Here is a 17,965-nt window from a genome sequence, read left to right as displayed (position 1 = left end):
ATCCCTGTAGGTTTTAAACTTATAAACTTTCTTCTAAAATATTAGTGCTTAATATAAATCTTTGAATAAGAGTTTACTTAGTGTACTTTTTATTTTGAAGTCTGCATCTTTATTAACGATGTATGCTTCTTTTTAAATCCATCCGAATATTATTGGTTCAAGTCGGAGGAAGGCGCTTTGAGGTTTCTTTTTTTATGACTTTTATCATTAACTATTTAATGTTTTTTAAATGATTACATGACATAGTTTTTTTGTACCAAGCTTTGTTGATACAGTTAGACTTATCCGTTAGTGAATTCGCATTATTAGAACATCCTACAGTATTTAGGGAGAATGTGGCCAATAAAAACCATAGTATTAATTTCTTCATATAACCACTTCTAACTCTTTTTTAATTAACATTTTTTAAGTTCCTTATTAATTTTACATTATATTAAAGGTTGGGAAATATTCTTATACTCATAAATTGTTACGTTTTGACGGGGAGAGGGATTATGAGTTACAGCGATTTTTAAGATGATTTTGGTCTAGGATGTAGTTATTAAGAAAAGTAATTCAAATCGAAGGGGGAACGTCTTGAGGTGTCTTTTTCTTATTTTCAATAAGGTCTGCTAAATGCATGTATAAAACAAATTCTACAATAAGGCCTAGTTTAATCATACGGTCACTTGTAAAGTCTTCGTATGGTTAGACTCTGTTCACTTAGCAATTTTCACCGCATATACCTTTTTATATAGTTTGTTCTCGTAATATTGTCTCTACAAGACAAAAAAGAAAACTCCTCTAATTAAGAGGAGTTTTCTTTTTAGCGGTAGTTAATGAACTGTACGTCGATTGGTAAATCAGCGCTACGAACAGCTGCGATTACTGCTTGTAAGTCATCACGGCTTTTTGCTGTAACACGTACTTGATCATCTTGTACTTGTGTTTTTACTTTTAATTTCATTTCTTTAATGATGTTGTTAATTTTTTTCGCGTTATCTTTATCGATACCTTGTTGAAGTGTTGCGCGTTGGCGAACAGTGTTGCCAGTTGCAGCTTCAACTTTTCCGTAATCTAAGTTCTTAATTGGAACGTTACGTTTTACAAGTTTAGAGATAAGAACGTCTTTTACTTGCTCTAATTTAAACTCGTCATCAGAAGTTAAAACAAGTACTTCTTTTTCTAATTTAATATCACTTTTACTTCCTTTAAAGTCATATCGGTTTTGGATTTCTTTTAATGCGATATTAATTGCGTTTGTTACTTCAGGTAATTCTACTTTCGAAACGATGTCAAAAGAACTATCTTTTGCCATAGTTAGCACCTCCAAATAAATTTCTAATCTTGTTATGTACTGTACATACTAAAGTATAGCTGAAAACGAGTCTAGACTTAAGTGTTTTCGTACTTATATTCATGTAACCTCATTTTATTATAGTGAATTTTGGGCAGTTGGACAAATACAGGAAAAATCATGTTATAATTAACTTTTGTTTGGAATGATAAAAAAGATAATTTTATATATATAGAAGGGAATTAAAAAATATGTATTTGCAAATAGGATCGATTGAACAGGTAACTGTTTTACGCGAAACGGAAATCGGATATATGGTTGGGAATGAAGAAGAAGAAATTTTCCTACATAAAAACGAAGTGGCTGGAGAAATTGCAGAAGGCGATACGATTGATGTATTCTTATACCTTGATCACCAAAATCGTATTTCAGCAACAATGAAGGAACCAATTATTACAACGTATGATTGGAACTGGGTAAAGGTTGTAGAAGTTATTCCTAGTTTAGGTGTATTTGTTGATATTGGTGTGTCAAAAGATATACTAATTCCAGCTGATGAGTTCCCGATTTATATGCCGGTATGGCCAGAAGTAGGCGACGAATTATATTGTACGTTAAAATTAACGAATCGTGATCGTTTAATTGCTCTTCCGGCAAGAGACAGTGATATGCAAGAAATTATCGTAGATGCAACGCCATCTATGCGTAATAAAAATGTAAATGGACGTGTGTATCGTTCACTTCAAGTTGGTTCATTCATACTAACGGATGAGCATTTCCGTGCTTTCTTACACCATACGGAAAGAAAAGAACAAGTCCGTATTGGTCAGCGCGTAACAGGACGTATTATTGATGTGAAAGATGACGGTACAATTAACATTTCGCTTCTTCCTCGTAAAGAAGAAGGAATGGAAGATGATGCTGCAGTAATTTATGCATATATGGAAGAACGAGGCGGAGCAATGCCGTTTTGGGATAAGAGCCATCCAGAAGACATTAAAGAACGTTTCAATATGAGTAAAGCTGCGTTTAAGCGTGCGCTTGGTAAGTTGATGAAAGAAGAAAAGATTTATCAAGAAGAAGGTTGGACGTACTTTAAGAAATAAGATGAAAGATTAAAAAGCACACCCTTATCTAAAAAGATAAGGGTGTGCTTTTTTTAATTTCCTTGCGGAGAAACAAGAGTAAATGTATCTTTCAAATCACTATCATTTATTTTAATATTTGCCTTTTTTAATTCCTCTTGTAACAATTTTTTGCTGAATACAGGATCAGCAGTACGTTCTTCCTCTAAGTTTTTGCGAATAGAGTTTTTTACCTCATCGTAAGGTTTTAAATCTTTTTTATCAGTTAATTTAATAACGTGATAACCGTTTGATGATTTTACGGGATTGCTAATTTGTCCAACATTTAGTTTGTAGGCAGCCGTTTCGAATTCAGGAGCCATTGTACCTGAATTGAAGTATCCAAGGTCTCCGCCTTTATCTTTTGATAGTAGATCTTGTGATTCTTGTTTTGCTAATTCTTCAAATGAAGCACCAGCATCTAGTTTACTCTTTATTTCTTTCGCTTCATTTTCGTCACTTACTAAAATGTGACTCGCTTTAATTTCTGGCTTATAGTGGTCTTTTACGTCTTTCTCTGTAATGCTTTTCTTAATCGCTTCATTCATAGCAAGTTTGAACTTAATTTGATTTTTAAAATCCTCTTCATCTTTTAAACCATTATTTTCTAATACTTTTTTGAATTGATCTCCATATTGTTTTTTTACTTTTTCTACTTCTTTATTTACCTCTTCATCAGATACTTTATATTTTTTTGTGATGACGTCTTGTGCCATCATTTCGTATAGCATGTCTTTTCCGTAACGATCTTTCAATTGTTTTTCGAAGTTATCCTTTGTAATGGTCGAGTCTGTTGCTGTAGCGACTGTAGCTGAGCCGTTTTTTTGTCCGCAAGCAGATAATATCAATATACTTATTAGTGCAGTAATAATGAAAATATGTTTCCCTCTCATGCCAACACCTCATCCGAATATGTTATCGCTATTGTAGAATATAGAAGTGAACATGAAGTGAATTTTTAATGTTTTTTTCCTTTAAAATGTAAAAAAGTACATCAACATAATTGTTGATGTACGATGGAATCAAAGGTGATCGGTCTTTTTAGAGTATGCACGTTTACCTTGCTGAATATTTTTTTGCTCTTGCTCATTTTTTTGTGTGCGTTTTGCGTTATTATCGCGTGCTTTTTTGTCGTTATCACTCGTATGTGGCATATGTATCAACTCCATTTCTAAACGTTGTACGTTTATCATTTCCTTTTTCGTAAAGACTATGTATAGCGGTGCATTTATGAAGGGTAAAGGTGGATTCGAAATGGATTTGAAGTTGAATTATACTGAACTTATAAAGAAGTTAATCGTTGTAATCATCGCAGGTTTATTAAACGCGATTGGGATGAATTTATTTTTAACACCAGCAAAAGTGTATGCGAGCGGCTTTGCTGGATTGTCTCAATTATTATCGCAAATATTAGGTGATTTTTTATCGATTCACATATCTACGGGAGTATTGTTTAGCTTATTTAATATTCCTGTCGTTATTTTAGCGTGGAAAAAGGTTGGAAAGGCCTTCACCTTTTTTAGTTTTCTTTGTGTTATATTTATGACTCTGTTTCTAGAAATCATCCCTGTTAGAGCGGTTTCGAATGATATCATATTAAATGCGATTTTTGGTGGGATTATTTCGGCAATTGGAGTAGGGATTGCTTTAAAGTGGGGTGCTTCTACAGGTGGATTAGATATTATCGCCATGATTTTATCAAAAATAAAAGATAAGCCTGTCGGTACATACTTTTTCTTTTTTAATGCAATTATCATTATCGCTGCTGGCTATGTATATGGATGGGAAAAAGCGTTGTATACGCTAGTGACTTTATATGTATCAACGAGAATTATTGATGCAATTCATACTCGTCATGTAAAGATTACAGCATTAATTGTTACGAAGAATGGGGCAGACGTAAGAAAGGCGATTCACTCGCGATTAGTAAGAGGGATTACAACGATACCAGCAACAGGTGCTTATACGAATGAAAATAAAGAAATGTTAATGATGGTTATTACCCGTTACGAGTTATACGAATTAGAGAGGATTATTAGACAAGTGGACCCAGGTGCATTTACAAATATACTGCAAACAGTTGGGGTGTTCGGATTGTTTCGGAAAGATTAAAGAGGACCAAAGTTGGTCCTCTTTTTTAATGTAAATTCGTAATGTTTTGCAATTGCTCTTGCATTTCACGGAGCTGAACTTTTTCAGCAGTTGAAGAGTTTGCGTAAGCGGATTGCAAAGCATTTTTTGCTCTATACACGAGATCTTGTTGCTCAGTACCGCTTGAACAAGATACGGCATTTTCAACAGCATCTCTAGCTTGTTGGAATAGTAAGTTCCCCATTTAAACCCCTCCAAAAGAAGAGTTACTTCTTGCTTTTTCTGCCTCAGCTAATGTACCTCTGTACGGGAATCTTGCATCGTGCTTCATAACAGCATCGGCTCCTTGTTGGATAAAACGTTTTGATTTGTTCTTTTTACCCATTCGAAAAACCCCCTTTATTTAGCTGAAAACAATCGACGCAAAGTCTCATGCGTCTACTTATAGTATGGACATTTGGCAGGAAACTATAAGTAGGGAATTTTTAGATTACAACCCAAGAACCTCTTCTAAATATAAAGCAATACCATCTTCTTCGTTCGTTAACGTCGTATGGTTTGCGAGTGATTTTAATTCAGGGATGGCATTTCCCATTGCGATGCCATGACCAGCAAATTCAATCATTTCAAAATCATTATCTTCATCACCGAAAGCGATAATGCGCTCTTGTGGAATGTTGTAATGACTAGAAATTTTTTGTAATCCAACTGCTTTATTTAATCCGCTTTTCACAATTTCAATAATCGGCCAAGGTGCGCCCCATTTTCTATGGTCGATTACTTCCGCATGCATATCCGTTAAATGTTGACGAATTGCAGTAGAATGCTCGTCATGTGCGTCAATTAATAAGCAAGTTGGATGATCGTTTAAAATATTTAATAAGTCTCCGGTAAAAATCTTAGGAGAGCCGAATTCGAAAATATGTTTTTTATCTTCATCAATTTCACGAACATACACATCGTCCATTACTTCCGCGTATATATTTTTTACGCCAAAATCAAAGCAAGCTCGGACAATTTCTTGCGCTGTTGCTAGCTCAAGAGGAGAGTGATGTGTTCCCCAGTTTGAATCAAGAGGATGATGTACGTAAGCGCCGTTAAAGTTTACGATAGGTGTGTTAAGATCAAGTTCTTTATAGTAATCGTAACTAGCACGGAATGGACGTCCTGTTGAAATAACAACAATATGTCCCTGTTCCTTTGCTTTTGCAATTGTATGTTTCGTTCGAGTGGAAATTATTTTGTTGTCTGTTAATAAAGTGCCGTCTAAGTCTAATGCGATTAAATGTTGTTTGTTCATAATTTCACCTCTTATAATAATTTTTTGTATCTATCTGTATTTCCGTTTTTAATATGCAGAAATAAGAGGTTAGGCTCGGTGAAATCACCATAGATGGAAATTTCACTATATATCCATCTTACGTCTCAAAGTGCTGTGGTGTCTACTATTTATCGTTGGAAATTAAGAAAAGTCAACATCTTTTTAGAAAGTTCAAACAATGTTTCTTTCATTATGTACAAATTGTGAAAAGGGTTACATTGCTCGTGTGGTGAGGCATATAATGAACATGTAATCTTCTCGTATATGTTTGACTCTCCTTTGAAACTAGCCTAGAGTAGGTTGGTTTCTTTTTTTTTCTACAAGTAGGAAAGAAATCCCTGCTTACGCTTGTGTCATTCATATATATGTACAAGAATGAGATGTAGTACTGTTTCCTAAACATGACAGAAAAGCTTTCTTTTAAAATGGATATACTAATGAGGCAAGACGTTATGGAAGGAGAATGAAGATGGGACAAAATCGCAGGTTTCGTTCTGGACAAAAAGCGCCGAATGATGGCATTTACGTAGAAATTGGTGAAACGGGAAGTATGGTGAAAGATCCGCAAATGGTGAAATTAACTGCCGGTGAAAAGTTTCCGGATAACACGAATCATAACCGCCAGTGGACATATAAAAGAAAACCGTAACAGAAGCCGCAATCATTATTGCGGCTTTTTTGTCGTTACACATTGTAATTTCATTTACCGTATTTTTAGCAGTATAATGAATGCTCTCTTTTTCTTTTTCAAATAATAAGTTTGAAAATACATAGGCAAAATTATTGTATAAAAAAGTCAGTTGGCGTATAATCAAATCAAAGGTCAAAGAAAGTCAAACTTTTGGAGGGCTGTAAAGATGGACTTAAATCAAATGACAACAAAAACACAAGAGGCGATTATGAGTGCCCAATCTTTAGCGGTATCTCATCATCACCAAGAGGTGGATACTGTTCATCTATTACTTGCATTATTAGAAGAGCAAGATGGATTAGCAGTACGTATATTTCAAAAAATGAATGTTGATATAGAAGCATTAAAGCAAGGTGCTGAAAGTTTAATTAAAAAGAAACCTTCTGTAACGGGGAGCGGTGCAGAAGTTGGAAAATTGTATGTAACGAGCGCTCTGCAACAACTGCTTGTAAGAGCAGGGAAAGAAGCAGAAAAACTGCAGGATGATTACATTTCAGTAGAACATGTGTTGCTTGCTTTTTCTGAAGAAAAAGGCGATATAAATCAATTATTTACAAGATTGCATATTACGAAAGATAACTTATTACAGTCTTTAATGACAGTTCGGGGGAATCAAAGAGTGACGAGTCAAAATCCAGAAGCAACTTATGAAGCGTTAGAAAAATATGGTCGTGATTTAGTGGCGGAAGTGAGAGCAGGGAAAATTGATCCTGTAATCGGCCGTGATAGTGAAATACGACGTGTAATTCGTATTCTTTCACGTAAAACGAAAAACAATCCTGTTTTAATTGGGGAGCCAGGTGTTGGTAAAACAGCAATCGTTGAAGGGCTAGCACAGCGTATCGTGAAAAAGGATGTACCTGAAGGATTGAAAGATAGAACGATTTTTGCGTTAGATATGAGTGCGCTCGTAGCAGGTGCGAAATTCCGTGGTGAGTTCGAAGAGCGTCTGCAAGCTGTATTAAATGAAATTAAAAAGAGTGAGGGCCGCATTTTATTATTCATTGATGAACTTCATACAATAGTTGGAGCTGGTAAAACAGAAGGTGCGATGGATGCAGGAAATATGTTAAAACCGATGCTTGCGCGTGGTGAACTGCATTGTATCGGGGCGACGACGCTCGATGAATATCGCAAATATATTGAAAAAGATCCAGCACTAGAAAGACGTTTCCAACAAGTATTAGCAGAAGAACCAACTGTTGAAGATACAATCTCAATTTTACGTGGATTAAAAGAACGCTTTGAAATTTATCACGGTGTAAATATTCATGACCGTGCGATTGTAGCGGCGTCAGTTTTATCAGATCGATATATTTCAGATCGCTTCTTACCTGATAAAGCAATTGACCTTGTTGACGAAGCATGTGCAACAATTCGTACAGAAATTGATTCTATGCCGACAGAATTAGATGAAGTAACGCGACGCATTATGCAGCTGGAAATTGAAGAAGCGGCTCTTGGAAAAGAAACGGATCGTGGTAGCCAAGAGCGTCTAAAAACATTGCAACGTGAATTATCGGATTTAAAAGAAGTTGCAAGTGGTATGAGAGCGAAATGGGAGAAAGAAAAAGAAGAAATTCACAAAGTTCGTGACTTACGTGAACATTTAGAACGTCTGCGTCGTGAATTAGAAGAAGCAGAAGGTAATTACGATTTAAATAAAGCAGCCGAACTTCGTCACGGGAAAATTCCAGCAATTGAAAAAGAGTTAAAAGAAGCGGAAGAAATGGGCGCGCATAATAAACAAGAAAATCGTTTATTACGTGAGGAAGTAAGTGAAGAAGAAATTGCAGATATTGTTTCACGCTGGACGGGTATTCCTGTTGCGAAACTCGTGGAAGGTGAACGCGAGAAATTATTACGCTTAGAGCAAATCTTATCAGAGCGTGTTATCGGACAAGAGGAAGCAGTAAGCTTAGTGTCAGACGCAGTTCTTCGTGCTCGCGCTGGTATTAAAGATCCGAACCGCCCGATTGGTTCTTTCATCTTCTTAGGACCAACAGGTGTTGGTAAAACAGAACTTGCAAAAACGCTAGCCCAGTCTTTATTCGATAGTGAAGAGCAAATGATTCGCATTGACATGTCTGAGTATATGGAGAAACACGCAGTGTCACGCTTAATTGGTGCACCTCCTGGATATGTAGGATATGAGGAAGGCGGTCAATTAACAGAAGCGGTAAGACGTAAACCATATTCCGTTGTTTTATTAGATGAAATTGAAAAAGCACATCCAGAAGTATTCAACATTTTATTACAAATGTTAGATGATGGACGCATTACAGATTCGCAAGGTCGTACAGTGGATTTTAAAAATACAGTTATTATTATGACTTCAAATATCGGATCTGCTCATTTACTAGATGGATTAGAAGAAGATGGTTCGATTAAAGAGGAATCAAGAGACCTTGTAATGGGGCAATTAAGAGGACATTTCCGCCCTGAATTTTTAAACCGTGTTGATGAAATTATTTTATTCAAACCTCTTACAACGAATGAAATTAAAAGCATTGTTGATAAAATTGTAAAAGAACTACAAGGTCGTCTAGCTGACCGTCACATTACAGTAGAATTAACAGATGCAGCAAAAGAATTTGTTGTGGAAGCTGGTTTCGACCCAATGTACGGAGCTCGTCCATTAAAACGATACGTACAGCGTCAAGTGGAAACGAAATTAGCACGAGAATTAATTGCAGGAACAATTACTGACAATAGTCACGTAGTTGTTGATGTAGAAAATAACGAATTAGTCGTTCATGTGAAATAAAAATAAAAAAGAGTTCGGATAAAATCCGGACTCTTTTTTTAGTGTTGTTCTACTGGCTCGTTTGGAATTGCAGCTGAAATTGCTAGTACTAACACAGCAAGAACAACTGAGAAAATAGACGCTTGGTTAAAGTCGTATGTACCGCCAGTCATAGAGCCGATTACATAGCTCATCATATGTACAAGTAAGAACGACCAAATTAATGCCCAAATGAAACGCATATTTTACACCTCTATTCGTTCAATCTGTCCTTATTGTAACACAATTGAAAAAAGAATATAGAAAAATATTTGTAGATTTTTCAACGCAAATTTGCATTCCGTTCATACATTATAAAAGAGTACTTTTATATGTTTAGAAAATAAGGCGGGGGAAAAATGAGTATTACGGAACGTTTTTTTTACTTAGAAAAAGAACCATGTGTCATTTATTTACCGGAGAAGCCAAATGGATTTTCTGTTATGCTCCTCGGTGATTATAACTACTTTATTGAGAATGGTACAAGTTTATGGACACAACATGCGGGTAAATCTTATTTTTTACATGGTCTTATTGAACAAGGCTACACGGTCTTTTCCTCTAATTTATACGGAAGACATTGGGGAAACGATCAATCTGTTCGTCTGGCAAAACGTTTATATGATGTTGTTTTGAGAAAAGAGACGTTAAATGCGAAAATGCACATTATGGCAGATGGTATGGGAGCGCTTGTAGCACTTGAAATGATGAACAAATATCCTGAATGTATTCGTTCTGTTGTTATGCTAAATCCGTGTTTAGATTTACCGGAATATGTAAGTTTTGAGAAAGAGCATAAATTTTTTTACAAGAGACTCGTGAAGGAATTAAGTTTGGCGTATGATGCCAAAGAAGAAGAATTAGAATCAAAAATAAATAAGAAATCATTTACGCTTCTTCCATCTTGTGTACCTGTTAAAATTTTCGTATCAACACAAGAAAAAAGAGGAAGAAAACAGCAGTTGCGTAGATATGAGAAAATGAGGCAACTAAATCAATGTGATACTTCTGTCTTGTTCCATCTGCAAGATGTGAAATATAAAATGGTTAGGCAAACGACTGATTTCTTTAAAAAATATGAAGAAGAATTATGAAGCTCCCATATACATAAATGAGGAGCTATTTGTTTCAGAGGGAAAGGGTTGGTGGTATGGAACGCGTGCTGATAATAGGTGCACTTACGTTTGTAGGTTATCACCTTGTAAATAAAATGATTGCAGAAGAAGTGGAAGTCTATGGTCTTGATTTTGATGAATTCGATAGTATGACCAAAATTAATGAAGAGAAGTTATTATTAATTGGGCGAAATGCGTTATTTACGTATTATTCGATAAGAGATGAAGATGGATGGAGATCGGTTGAGGAAGAGAGATTCGATACTGTTTATTTTTGCTTATATGAGCCAAATCAGCAAAGTGGATTTCGGAATGAAAGAGTCATATTACAATATTTAAAGCGAATTATAAGAATGTGTGAAGAACAAAAAGTGAAGTTAAATTTAATTTCTTCTATTGAAATAGGCAGTACAGATGAATCCGAAAATAAGCGCCTATTTTTGAAAGTAGAAGAAGGATTGAAAAAAGGGAATTTACAATATAGTGTATTTCGAGTTCCAACATTATATGGACCGTGGCAACCGTCCTTTATGATGTTTCATCAGCTTATTTTATCAGAATTAGTTGAAAAAGAGTGGCGTTGTACGATTGAGGAAAAGGGGAATGATTTACTTTACGTTGAAGATGTATGTGAATACTTATGGGAACATGGAACGAACGGGGCGCATCTTGGTATATACAATTTACTTAGTGGTAAACAGTCATTATGGGAAAAAGGTATGAATCTTTTACGCGCGGATGATAAAGTAAATAAAAATAATAACGAAGTAAGAGATGAGGCTATCGAAGTAATTTCAATAAAAAGAAATACTCCGTTAGAATACGGTTTAAATAAGCAACTGGCACACATGAAAAAATATAAAGAGTTATACGAAGGGTAGTACGCGTGTTACACTATTGTATGTGAAAGTTTTAATGGAGAGGAAGAGTATAATATGAACGAAAAAAGCATGCAGTTTTTACAAATCGCAATGAAGCATTTACCGGAAGCAAAGGCAATTTTAGATGATAATGGAATTGCACTTGATATGGAGAAGGCACAGCCGGTGTTAGAGTTGTTAATGAAAGTTATGAACGAGGCTTATGAGCTCGGGAAAGCAGATAAAGAATAAAAAGCATCTTTTTAAGATGGAAGAGAGGCCCGAACCGTGGATAGAAGCGGTCAGGGCCTTTTTTATTCTCGCCTGGGGGAAAACCAGAGATATGAAGAGGATAAAGGAAAAGTAGTGAGGAGAACTCTCTAGTTTAGAAGGAAAGCAGATAAAGAATAAAAAGCATCTTTTTAAGGTGGAAGAGAGGCCCGAACCGTGGATAGAAGCGGTCAGGACCTTTTTTATTCTCGCCTGGGGGAAAACCAGAGATATGAAGAGGATAAAGGAAAAGTAGTGAGGAGAACTGTCTAGTTTAGAAGGAAAGCAGATAAAGAATAAAAAACATCTTTTTAGATGAAAGAGAGGCTCGAACCGTGAACAGAAGGGTTTGAGTCTTTTTATATTTGAGAGGTATGTTTCTGTTTCTTTTAATGAAAAATAAAGTGGATAATGCGTTAGCTTTCTGTTTTATGCGAAATATATTCTAGACAAAAATACATTTATGTTTTAAAATTAGTACCAAGTCATAATAATTGATATAAAACGGAGGGCTGCGATGTGAACGTGGGCATTTTAGGGATCGGAAGATATGTGCCAGAAAAAGTAGTCACAAATCACGATTTAGAAAAAATAATGGATACATCCGATGAATGGATTCGTACGAGAACGGGAATTGCAGAAAGACGCATTGCCGATGATACAATAGATACTTCATATATGGCCGTAGAGGCTGCAAAAAAAGCACTTGAAGATGCAGGGGTTAGCGGAGAAGATATCGATCTTATTTTAGTGGCGACAGTAACACCAGATCGTGCGTTTCCAGCAGTAGCTTGTGTCATTCAAGAAGCGATTGGAGCGAAACATGCAGCTGCAATGGATGTAGGTGCAGCATGCGCTGGCTTTATGTACGGAATGATTACAGCGCAGCAATTTATTAAAACGGGGACTTATAAAAACGTATTAGTAGTTGGTAGTGATAAGCTATCTAAAATTGTAGACTGGAATGATCGAAATACAGCGGTATTATTTGGAGACGGAGCCGGTGCTATCGTAATGGGAGCAGTTTCAGAAGGAAGAGGCGTTCTATCTTTCGAATTAGGAGCAGACGGAAGCGGCGGTAAGCATCTATATCAAGACGAGTATGTTATGATGAATGGCAGAGAAGTCTTTAAATTTGCCGTTCGTCAACTTGGTGAATCTTGTCTTCGCGTTTTAGATAAGGCTGGTCTTACAAAAGAGGATGTGGATTTCTTAGTACCGCATCAAGCGAATATTCGTATTATGGAATCTGCAAGAGAGAGATTAAATTTACCACAAGAAAAAATGAGTATGACAATTGAAAAGTTTGGTAATACATCAGCTTCTTCAATTCCAATTGCAATGGTAGAGGAATTGCAAAATGGACGTATTCAAGATGGTGATTTAATTATACTTGTTGGTTTTGGTGGCGGATTAACATGGGGAGCAGTCGCTCTTCGTTGGGGTAAATAAGGACTGAGAGAAAAAAAGGAGTGTATTTTGTATGGAAAAAAAGAGGGTCGTAATTACAGGACTAGGAGCTGTTACACCGGTCGGAACAGATGTTGAAACAGCATGGGAAAACATTAAAAAGGGTGTATCTGGAATCGGACGACTTACAAGAATTGATCCGGAACTATTTCCAGCAAAAGTAGCAGCGCAAATTAACGACTTTGAAGTCGAGAAATATATTGATAAAAAAGAAGCGCGCCGTATGGACCGCTTTACACAATATGCAGTAGCAGCAGCGAAAATGGCAGTTGCAGATGCAAAGCTTGAAATTACAGAAGAAAACGGACCTCGAATTGGTGTATGGATTGGATCAGGTATTGGCGGTATGGAAACATACGAAGAACAATTTAAGATTTTTACTGAGAAAGGCCCACGCCGCGTGAGCCCATTCTTCGTACCGATGATGATTCCGGATATGGCAGCAGGTCAAGTATCAATCGCAACAGGAGCAAAAGGAATTAACACTTGTTCTGTAACGGCTTGTGCATCTGGTGCAAACTCAATTGGTGATGCATTTAAAGCAATTCAGCGTGGTGATGCTGATGCAATGATTACAGGCGGAGCAGAAGCACCGCTAACAAGTATGGCATTCGCAGGATTTAGCTCAGCGAAAGCATTAACATTTAATGAAGACCCAGCAACGGCTTGTCGTCCATTTGATAAAAACCGTAGCGGTTTTGTAATGGGTGAAGGCTCAGGTATTCTAATTCTTGAAGAATTAGAGCACGCATTAGCGCGTGGTGCTCACATTTACGCGGAAATTGCTGGTTATGGTGCAACTGGAGATGCGTTCCATATTACAATGCCTGCTCCTGGTGGTGAAGGCGGAGTGCGTGCAATGCGTCAAGCTTTAGCTGATGCAGGCCTACAGCCAGAAGATATTGATTACATTAATGCGCATGGTACAAGTACGGATGCGAATGAAAAATATGAAACGATGGCAATTAAAGAAACTTTCGGTGAGCACGCGTATAAAGTAGCGATTAGCTCAACGAAATCAATGACAGGTCACTTATTAGGAGCAGCTGGTGCTGTTGAAGCGATTTTCTCTATTAAATCAATTACAGACGGAGTAATTCCGCCAACAATTAACTATGAGACACCAGATCCAGAATGTGACTTAGATTACGTACCGAATCAAGCGAGACACCAAGAAGTAAATGCAGTATTAAGTAACTCATTAGGATTTGGTGGTCATAACGCAGTGTTAGTATTTAAATCGTATAAATAATAGATGAAATAAGGAGTTTTTTCGCAATATATTGCGAAAAAACTCCTTATTTATTTTTACGCCTTTTTCTCCTGTAGCATATACATAAGAAAAAGGAGGGATAAAGATGGGGATTGTTGAAACAGCTGAATGGCTACATTTATATTATGGGCGGCCAGAAAAACTTTGTGAGAAATTTACGAAGTATATTCCGTTGCCAAAAGAAAGGTTGTATCGCTTTTTAATTTCAAAAGGGATGTATCGCCCGATCATGCGCGGAGAAAAGGAAATTAAAGAATTAGAGGAAAAGGAAATTTGGAAAGAATTGAGCCTGGAGTATGATAAACTGAAAAACTGGTTAAAAGGTCCAGATGTCCCTGTCTTTATTTTATTATCAGATTCCTATAATCGAACTGTACAAGAAGAGTATAACGGTAGGGCTGGATTATCTATGCGTCATGTTATTTTCTTATTCGTATGTGGACGGAATTCGGTAGAAGAATTAAAAGTGTTATTAGCGCATGAATATCATCACATATGCAGGTTACATCAAATTGAGACGAAAGAAACAGAATATACATTACTTGATACGATGATTATGGAAGGGCTAGCTGAACAAGCAGTAACAGAAAGGTATACAGAAAAAAACAATGCACCGTGGACGGCGTATCTTTCAAAGGAAGAGGCTATTTATTATTGGAAAAATATTGTACATGAAAGAATAAGTATAAAACGAGGAACAAGGGAACATGACATCTTATTAAATGGCTTTCACTCTTATCCGAAGATGCTTGGCTATGCGCTTGGATTTCATATTGTCAAAGATTGTGTAACTTTGGAAGGAGAAGATACACTTTCTTTATTATCTATAGATGCAAAAGAAATATTGAATAAAGCAAGTACATTTCATATATAAAAAAACAGGAGTTCTATTTCCTGTTTTTTAGTATTAATAGAAGAAAAAATAATAATTAGAATATATTTCCTCAAGTGGAATAAAGTTAAGCAAAAATGAACATAATGATTGGTACAAACAGTAGTGAAGTGAGGGGTAGTGAATGTTATATCTACATGATGTATGGGTAAATTGGTTTGAAGGTGAAGAAAATGGGTATAACGTTTGTCATTTTTACGAATGGCGGAAAGATGATACGATTGAGCTATTAGATCAAGTGCCATTATTAAAAGTAGATGCCACATTATATCATTACATCGAGAACGAATTGTTAGAGCTTCCGCAAAAAATGCTGGAAGACGTACATCATAAGGCTTATATTCGTAAAAATCATGAACGTTTGCAGCAAGAGTATTGCTTTGTTGTTACAGATGGAAAAGGAATTATTGCGATTGACACAATTGGTTACAATGTACCAATTCGCAAAAGCAGACTTATACCACGCCAAGAGCAGATGGTATATGAGATGGTAGAAAATGTACAAGCAGAAAAGTATGAGTTCCAAGTAGAAGAAACAGAAAAAGAACATCACATTTTATCACCATCGCCTTTCATTATGAATGGCTTGACTCGTAAAGAAAGACAGCTAAAACAATTATTATTTATGGCGTTAGATCAATTACATACAACGAAAAATACAGCAGAAATTCGCTATTGGTTCACAGAGTGGGATCCATCAGCATATGGAATGGTTCAACATATGGAATTTGAAGATATTTGGGTTAAGCTGTATGATGAAGCGAAAACAGGCTGGTCTGATAAGCATGAACAATTATGCGAGCGTCTCGTAAAAGGACAGCCATTTTTTGAAAAGTTATGGGAAATGGAAAATGAGCAAAAGGTAAATTAAAAAACCGCCAATTGGCGGTTTTTTAATTTTGTAGTAATCCAGCTCCAGCGGCAAGCTCTTCGTGTCTAAGAACCTTCCGCATAAGAAGGAAAAAAGCTCCTTTTATGCGGAAGAACCTTAGCCAGTCAGAGCTGAACGAGCCGCTTCCACTTTATATGTTACCTACGTTTTCTGCTTAACCCCATTGCATTTTCTACTTTGCGTAGTTGTTTGAATGCAACGCGGTTTGCTTTTTCTGCACCTTTGTCTAGAATTTCGTCTAGTTCTGGTGAGTTGATTAGTTCGTTATATTTGTCTTGGATTGGACGAATTGCTTCTACGACTACTTGCGCTAGGTCGCCTTTGAAGTCGCCGTATCCTTTTCCTTCGTACATTGCTTCAATTTCTTCAACTGTTTTTCCAGAGAATGAAGAGTAGATTGTTAATAAGTTAGAGATACCAGGTTTGTTTTCTTTATCAAATTTCACAATACCTTCAGAGTCAGTAACAGCACTCTTAATTTTCTTTTCAATTGTTTTTGGTTCATCAAGCATACTGATCATTGATTTTGGATTCGGATCAGATTTACTCATTTTCTTCGTAGGTTCTGTTAATGACATAACGCGAGCGCCTACTTTTGGAATACGAATTTCAGGAATTGTGAACACTTCACGGAAGCGTTTGTTGAAACGCTCTGCTAGGTCGCGTGTTAATTCCATATGTTGCTTTTGGTCATCACCAACTGGTACGATTTCAGTGTTGTAAAGTAAAATATCAGCAGCCATTAATGGTGGATACGTAAGTAATCCAGCTGGAACTGAATCTCTACCCGAAGCTTTATCTTTATATTGCGTCATACGTTCTAATTCTCCAACGTAAGCAACAGATTGCATGATCCATCCTAATTGAGCGTGTGCTGGTACTTCTGATTGTACAAATAAAGTAGCTTTTTCAGGATCGATGCCGCATGCTACATAAAGTGCAGCAAGACTGCGGATGTTTTTACGAAGTCCGACGGGATCTTGAGGTACTGTAATCGCATGTTGGTTTACAATACAGAAATAACAGTCGTGTTCATTTTGAAGCTCTGTAAACTGCTTCATTGCGCCTAAATAGTTTCCAAGTGTAATCGTTCCACTTGGCTGAATACCAGAAAAGATAACTGACATAAGTAATTCCTCCTAAAATTGAATGCGTGATGGGGGGGAGAGAAGGCAAACAAAAAAGCCCATTCATCCCAAAAACTATAGGGACGAATGGACCGCGGTACCACCCTAATTATTTCACTACTGTGAAATCTCTCTAATCCATAATAACGTTAGGATATAACGCCAAAGCCTACTACTTTCGGTTCGGTTTGGTGCTCAAAAGCCCATTCCATACTGTACAATTACTTGTTCACACCAACCACAAGCTCTCTGAAATTGCCTCAATATGTACTCTTCTTTATCATCGCATACATATAAATTTATTTATTGTTACTTGAGCTCTTTTAATATGAAAGAACTAAAGTTTTATAACAAAATGTTTTGCTGATTATTATATCATATGGGATAGTGTTTGCAAACTACATCAAAATAGTAAAGCTAATAAGGGTCGAGAACAACCCAAGGAAGATACCTGTAATACAAATTGGATATGTCCATTTGAATGAATATGTTTTATAAATACGTTCTTTCTTATCTGTAGGTTCCTCGACTTCTTCAATTAAAGAGTCAATCTTTTTGTTCGTACCAAATACTCTTTGGAATGCGTAAATGGTTACATTGAAAAAACCATTTTGAAATATGTATAAAAAACCGCCGATAAGAATAAAAAACAGTGCAATATAAAACAAAATGTTGACAAAGTTCAACAAAAATTGAGATGAAATGAGGAATGCACCAATACTAGAAGCAATCATCGCTATAAAAATTAGTATACAAGTATGAAAAAAAACTTTATTCA

20 protein-coding genes and 1 other annotated feature are annotated in these 17,965 nt (G+C 36.3%); of the genes, 11 read left to right on the top strand and 9 right to left on the bottom strand.

Features of this window, described 5'->3' with window-relative positions; translation table 11 throughout:
- Nucleotides 1-805: 805 nt before the first annotated feature.
- Nucleotides 806-1,297: a YajQ family cyclic di-GMP-binding protein gene (locus ACQGSG_RS19350; RefSeq protein ID WP_001040149.1), complete on the bottom strand. Its 492-nt coding sequence runs from the start codon at nucleotides 1,295-1,297 to the stop codon at nucleotides 806-808.
- A gap of 230 nt (nucleotides 1,298-1,527) precedes the next feature.
- Here ACQGSG_RS19350 and ACQGSG_RS19345 point away from each other — a divergent pair, with 230 nt between their 5' ends.
- Nucleotides 1,528-2,382: a CvfB family protein gene (locus ACQGSG_RS19345; RefSeq protein ID WP_065704603.1), complete on the top strand. Its 855-nt coding sequence runs from the start codon at nucleotides 1,528-1,530 to the stop codon at nucleotides 2,380-2,382.
- Between the two features lie 53 nt (nucleotides 2,383-2,435).
- On the opposite strand, the gene prsA is transcribed toward ACQGSG_RS19345, so the two are convergent.
- Together prsA and ACQGSG_RS19335 are read right to left on the bottom strand one after the other, a co-directional pair.
- Nucleotides 2,436-3,293: a peptidylprolyl isomerase PrsA gene (prsA, locus tag ACQGSG_RS19340; protein ID WP_098877278.1), complete on the bottom strand. Its 858-nt coding sequence runs from the start codon at nucleotides 3,291-3,293 to the stop codon at nucleotides 2,436-2,438.
- A 129-nt stretch (nucleotides 3,294-3,422) separates the two neighbouring features.
- Nucleotides 3,423-3,554, bottom strand: a complete 132-nt coding sequence (locus ACQGSG_RS19335; protein WP_001120851.1) for a DUF3941 domain-containing protein — start codon at nucleotides 3,552-3,554, stop codon at nucleotides 3,423-3,425.
- A 100-nt stretch (nucleotides 3,555-3,654) separates the two neighbouring features.
- Here ACQGSG_RS19335 and ACQGSG_RS19330 point away from each other — a divergent pair, with 100 nt between their 5' ends.
- Entirely contained in the window at nucleotides 3,655-4,512 is an 858-nt protein-coding gene (locus ACQGSG_RS19330) for a YitT family protein (protein ID WP_000364432.1), read from the top strand.
- Nucleotides 4,513-4,537: 25 nt separating this feature from the next.
- Here the strand turns inward: ACQGSG_RS19330 and ACQGSG_RS19325 are convergent, their stop codons facing one another.
- From ACQGSG_RS19325 to ACQGSG_RS19315, 3 genes are all read right to left on the bottom strand, one after another.
- A complete protein-coding gene (locus ACQGSG_RS19325) occupies nucleotides 4,538-4,735 on the bottom strand; it encodes a DUF3813 domain-containing protein (RefSeq protein WP_000527407.1) in 198 nt (65 codons plus the stop codon).
- Nucleotides 4,736-4,876 carry a hypothetical protein gene (locus tag ACQGSG_RS19320; RefSeq protein WP_000516816.1) on the bottom strand — a complete coding sequence of 47 codons (141 nt, stop codon included), beginning with the start codon at nucleotides 4,874-4,876 and terminating at the stop codon, nucleotides 4,736-4,738.
- Between the two features lie 105 nt (nucleotides 4,877-4,981).
- Complete coding sequence (locus ACQGSG_RS19315) at nucleotides 4,982-5,791, bottom strand: Cof-type HAD-IIB family hydrolase (protein WP_001041232.1); 810 nt, start codon at nucleotides 5,789-5,791, stop codon at nucleotides 4,982-4,984.
- Between the two features lie 490 nt (nucleotides 5,792-6,281).
- Here ACQGSG_RS19315 and ACQGSG_RS19310 point away from each other — a divergent pair, with 490 nt between their 5' ends.
- The gene (locus tag ACQGSG_RS19310; protein ID WP_000531421.1) at nucleotides 6,282-6,461 is read left to right on the top strand and encodes a YjzC family protein; all 180 of its coding nucleotides are present in this window, start codon (nucleotides 6,282-6,284) and stop codon (nucleotides 6,459-6,461) included.
- A gap of 208 nt (nucleotides 6,462-6,669) precedes the next feature.
- The gene (clpB, locus tag ACQGSG_RS19305; RefSeq protein ID WP_000365404.1) at nucleotides 6,670-9,270 is read left to right on the top strand and encodes an ATP-dependent chaperone ClpB; all 2,601 of its coding nucleotides are present in this window, start codon (nucleotides 6,670-6,672) and stop codon (nucleotides 9,268-9,270) included.
- 38 nt (nucleotides 9,271-9,308) lie between these two features.
- Here the strand turns inward: clpB and ACQGSG_RS19300 are convergent, their stop codons facing one another.
- Nucleotides 9,309-9,491: a YjzD family protein gene (locus ACQGSG_RS19300; protein ID WP_001211116.1), complete on the bottom strand. Its 183-nt coding sequence runs from the start codon at nucleotides 9,489-9,491 to the stop codon at nucleotides 9,309-9,311.
- A gap of 156 nt (nucleotides 9,492-9,647) precedes the next feature.
- Between ACQGSG_RS19300 and ACQGSG_RS19295 the strand changes: the two genes are divergently transcribed.
- From ACQGSG_RS19295 to ACQGSG_RS19265, 7 genes are all read left to right on the top strand, one after another.
- On the top strand, nucleotides 9,648-10,382 hold the full coding sequence (locus tag ACQGSG_RS19295; RefSeq protein WP_000028691.1) for a hydrolase: 735 nt from the start codon (nucleotides 9,648-9,650) through the stop codon (nucleotides 10,380-10,382).
- Between the two features lie 29 nt (nucleotides 10,383-10,411).
- The gene (locus tag ACQGSG_RS19290; RefSeq protein ID WP_426947837.1) at nucleotides 10,412-11,284 is read left to right on the top strand and encodes an NAD-dependent epimerase/dehydratase family protein; all 873 of its coding nucleotides are present in this window, start codon (nucleotides 10,412-10,414) and stop codon (nucleotides 11,282-11,284) included.
- A gap of 54 nt (nucleotides 11,285-11,338) precedes the next feature.
- On the top strand, nucleotides 11,339-11,515 hold the full coding sequence (locus tag ACQGSG_RS19285) for a ComZ family protein (RefSeq protein WP_001986215.1): 177 nt from the start codon (nucleotides 11,339-11,341) through the stop codon (nucleotides 11,513-11,515).
- Between the two features lie 537 nt (nucleotides 11,516-12,052).
- Nucleotides 12,053-12,985, top strand: coding sequence for a beta-ketoacyl-ACP synthase III (gene fabH, locus ACQGSG_RS19280; protein WP_001100532.1), 933 nt, complete (start codon nucleotides 12,053-12,055; stop codon nucleotides 12,983-12,985).
- 31 nt (nucleotides 12,986-13,016) lie between these two features.
- Nucleotides 13,017-14,255 carry a beta-ketoacyl-ACP synthase II gene (gene fabF, locus ACQGSG_RS19275; RefSeq protein WP_214632389.1) on the top strand — a complete coding sequence of 413 codons (1,239 nt, stop codon included), beginning with the start codon at nucleotides 13,017-13,019 and terminating at the stop codon, nucleotides 14,253-14,255.
- A 106-nt stretch (nucleotides 14,256-14,361) separates the two neighbouring features.
- Nucleotides 14,362-15,150: a DUF2268 domain-containing protein gene (locus ACQGSG_RS19270; RefSeq protein WP_000513275.1), complete on the top strand. Its 789-nt coding sequence runs from the start codon at nucleotides 14,362-14,364 to the stop codon at nucleotides 15,148-15,150.
- A 142-nt stretch (nucleotides 15,151-15,292) separates the two neighbouring features.
- Complete coding sequence (locus ACQGSG_RS19265; RefSeq protein WP_000966128.1) at nucleotides 15,293-16,039, top strand: YjbA family protein; 747 nt, start codon at nucleotides 15,293-15,295, stop codon at nucleotides 16,037-16,039.
- Between the two features lie 158 nt (nucleotides 16,040-16,197).
- Here the strand turns inward: ACQGSG_RS19265 and trpS are convergent, their stop codons facing one another.
- A complete protein-coding gene (gene trpS, locus ACQGSG_RS19260; protein ID WP_000110985.1) occupies nucleotides 16,198-17,187 on the bottom strand; it encodes a tryptophan--tRNA ligase in 990 nt (329 codons plus the stop codon).
- A gap of 76 nt (nucleotides 17,188-17,263) precedes the next feature.
- Nucleotides 17,264-17,480: a binding site (T-box leader), on the bottom strand.
- A gap of 105 nt (nucleotides 17,481-17,585) precedes the next feature.
- On the bottom strand, nucleotides 17,586-17,965 hold a 380-nt coding region (locus ACQGSG_RS19255; protein WP_426947834.1), incomplete at its 5' end, for a DUF3899 domain-containing protein.

This window comes from Bacillus sp. GMa5/1, from assembly GCF_050172015.1.
GTDB lineage: Bacteria > Bacillota > Bacilli > Bacillales > Bacillaceae_G > Bacillus_A > Bacillus_A cereus.
This window is presented reverse-complemented; position numbering and strand designations above follow the sequence as displayed.

Coding starts and splice junctions, on each gene's coding strand:
- ACQGSG_RS19350 (WP_001040149.1), bottom strand. CDS start 1,297: ATGGCAAAAGATAGTTCTTTTGACATCGTTTCGAAAGTAGAATTACCT.
- ACQGSG_RS19345 (WP_065704603.1), top strand. CDS start 1,528: ATGTATTTGCAAATAGGATCGATTGAACAGGTAACTGTTTTACGCGAA.
- prsA (WP_098877278.1), bottom strand. CDS start 3,293: ATGAGAGGGAAACATATTTTCATTATTACTGCACTAATAAGTATATTG.
- ACQGSG_RS19335 (WP_001120851.1), bottom strand. CDS start 3,554: ATGCCACATACGAGTGATAACGACAAAAAAGCACGCGATAATAACGCA.
- ACQGSG_RS19330 (WP_000364432.1), top strand. CDS start 3,655: ATGGATTTGAAGTTGAATTATACTGAACTTATAAAGAAGTTAATCGTT.
- ACQGSG_RS19325 (WP_000527407.1), bottom strand. CDS start 4,735: ATGGGGAACTTACTATTCCAACAAGCTAGAGATGCTGTTGAAAATGCC.
- ACQGSG_RS19320 (WP_000516816.1), bottom strand. CDS start 4,876: ATGGGTAAAAAGAACAAATCAAAACGTTTTATCCAACAAGGAGCCGAT.
- ACQGSG_RS19315 (WP_001041232.1), bottom strand. CDS start 5,791: ATGAACAAACAACATTTAATCGCATTAGACTTAGACGGCACTTTATTA.
- ACQGSG_RS19310 (WP_000531421.1), top strand. CDS start 6,282: ATGGGACAAAATCGCAGGTTTCGTTCTGGACAAAAAGCGCCGAATGAT.
- clpB (WP_000365404.1), top strand. CDS start 6,670: ATGGACTTAAATCAAATGACAACAAAAACACAAGAGGCGATTATGAGT.
- ACQGSG_RS19300 (WP_001211116.1), bottom strand. CDS start 9,491: ATGCGTTTCATTTGGGCATTAATTTGGTCGTTCTTACTTGTACATATG.
- ACQGSG_RS19295 (WP_000028691.1), top strand. CDS start 9,648: ATGAGTATTACGGAACGTTTTTTTTACTTAGAAAAAGAACCATGTGTC.
- ACQGSG_RS19285 (WP_001986215.1), top strand. CDS start 11,339: ATGAACGAAAAAAGCATGCAGTTTTTACAAATCGCAATGAAGCATTTA.
- fabF (WP_214632389.1), top strand. CDS start 13,017: ATGGAAAAAAAGAGGGTCGTAATTACAGGACTAGGAGCTGTTACACCG.
- ACQGSG_RS19270 (WP_000513275.1), top strand. CDS start 14,362: ATGGGGATTGTTGAAACAGCTGAATGGCTACATTTATATTATGGGCGG.
- ACQGSG_RS19265 (WP_000966128.1), top strand. CDS start 15,293: ATGTTATATCTACATGATGTATGGGTAAATTGGTTTGAAGGTGAAGAA.
- trpS (WP_000110985.1), bottom strand. CDS start 17,187: ATGTCAGTTATCTTTTCTGGTATTCAGCCAAGTGGAACGATTACACTT.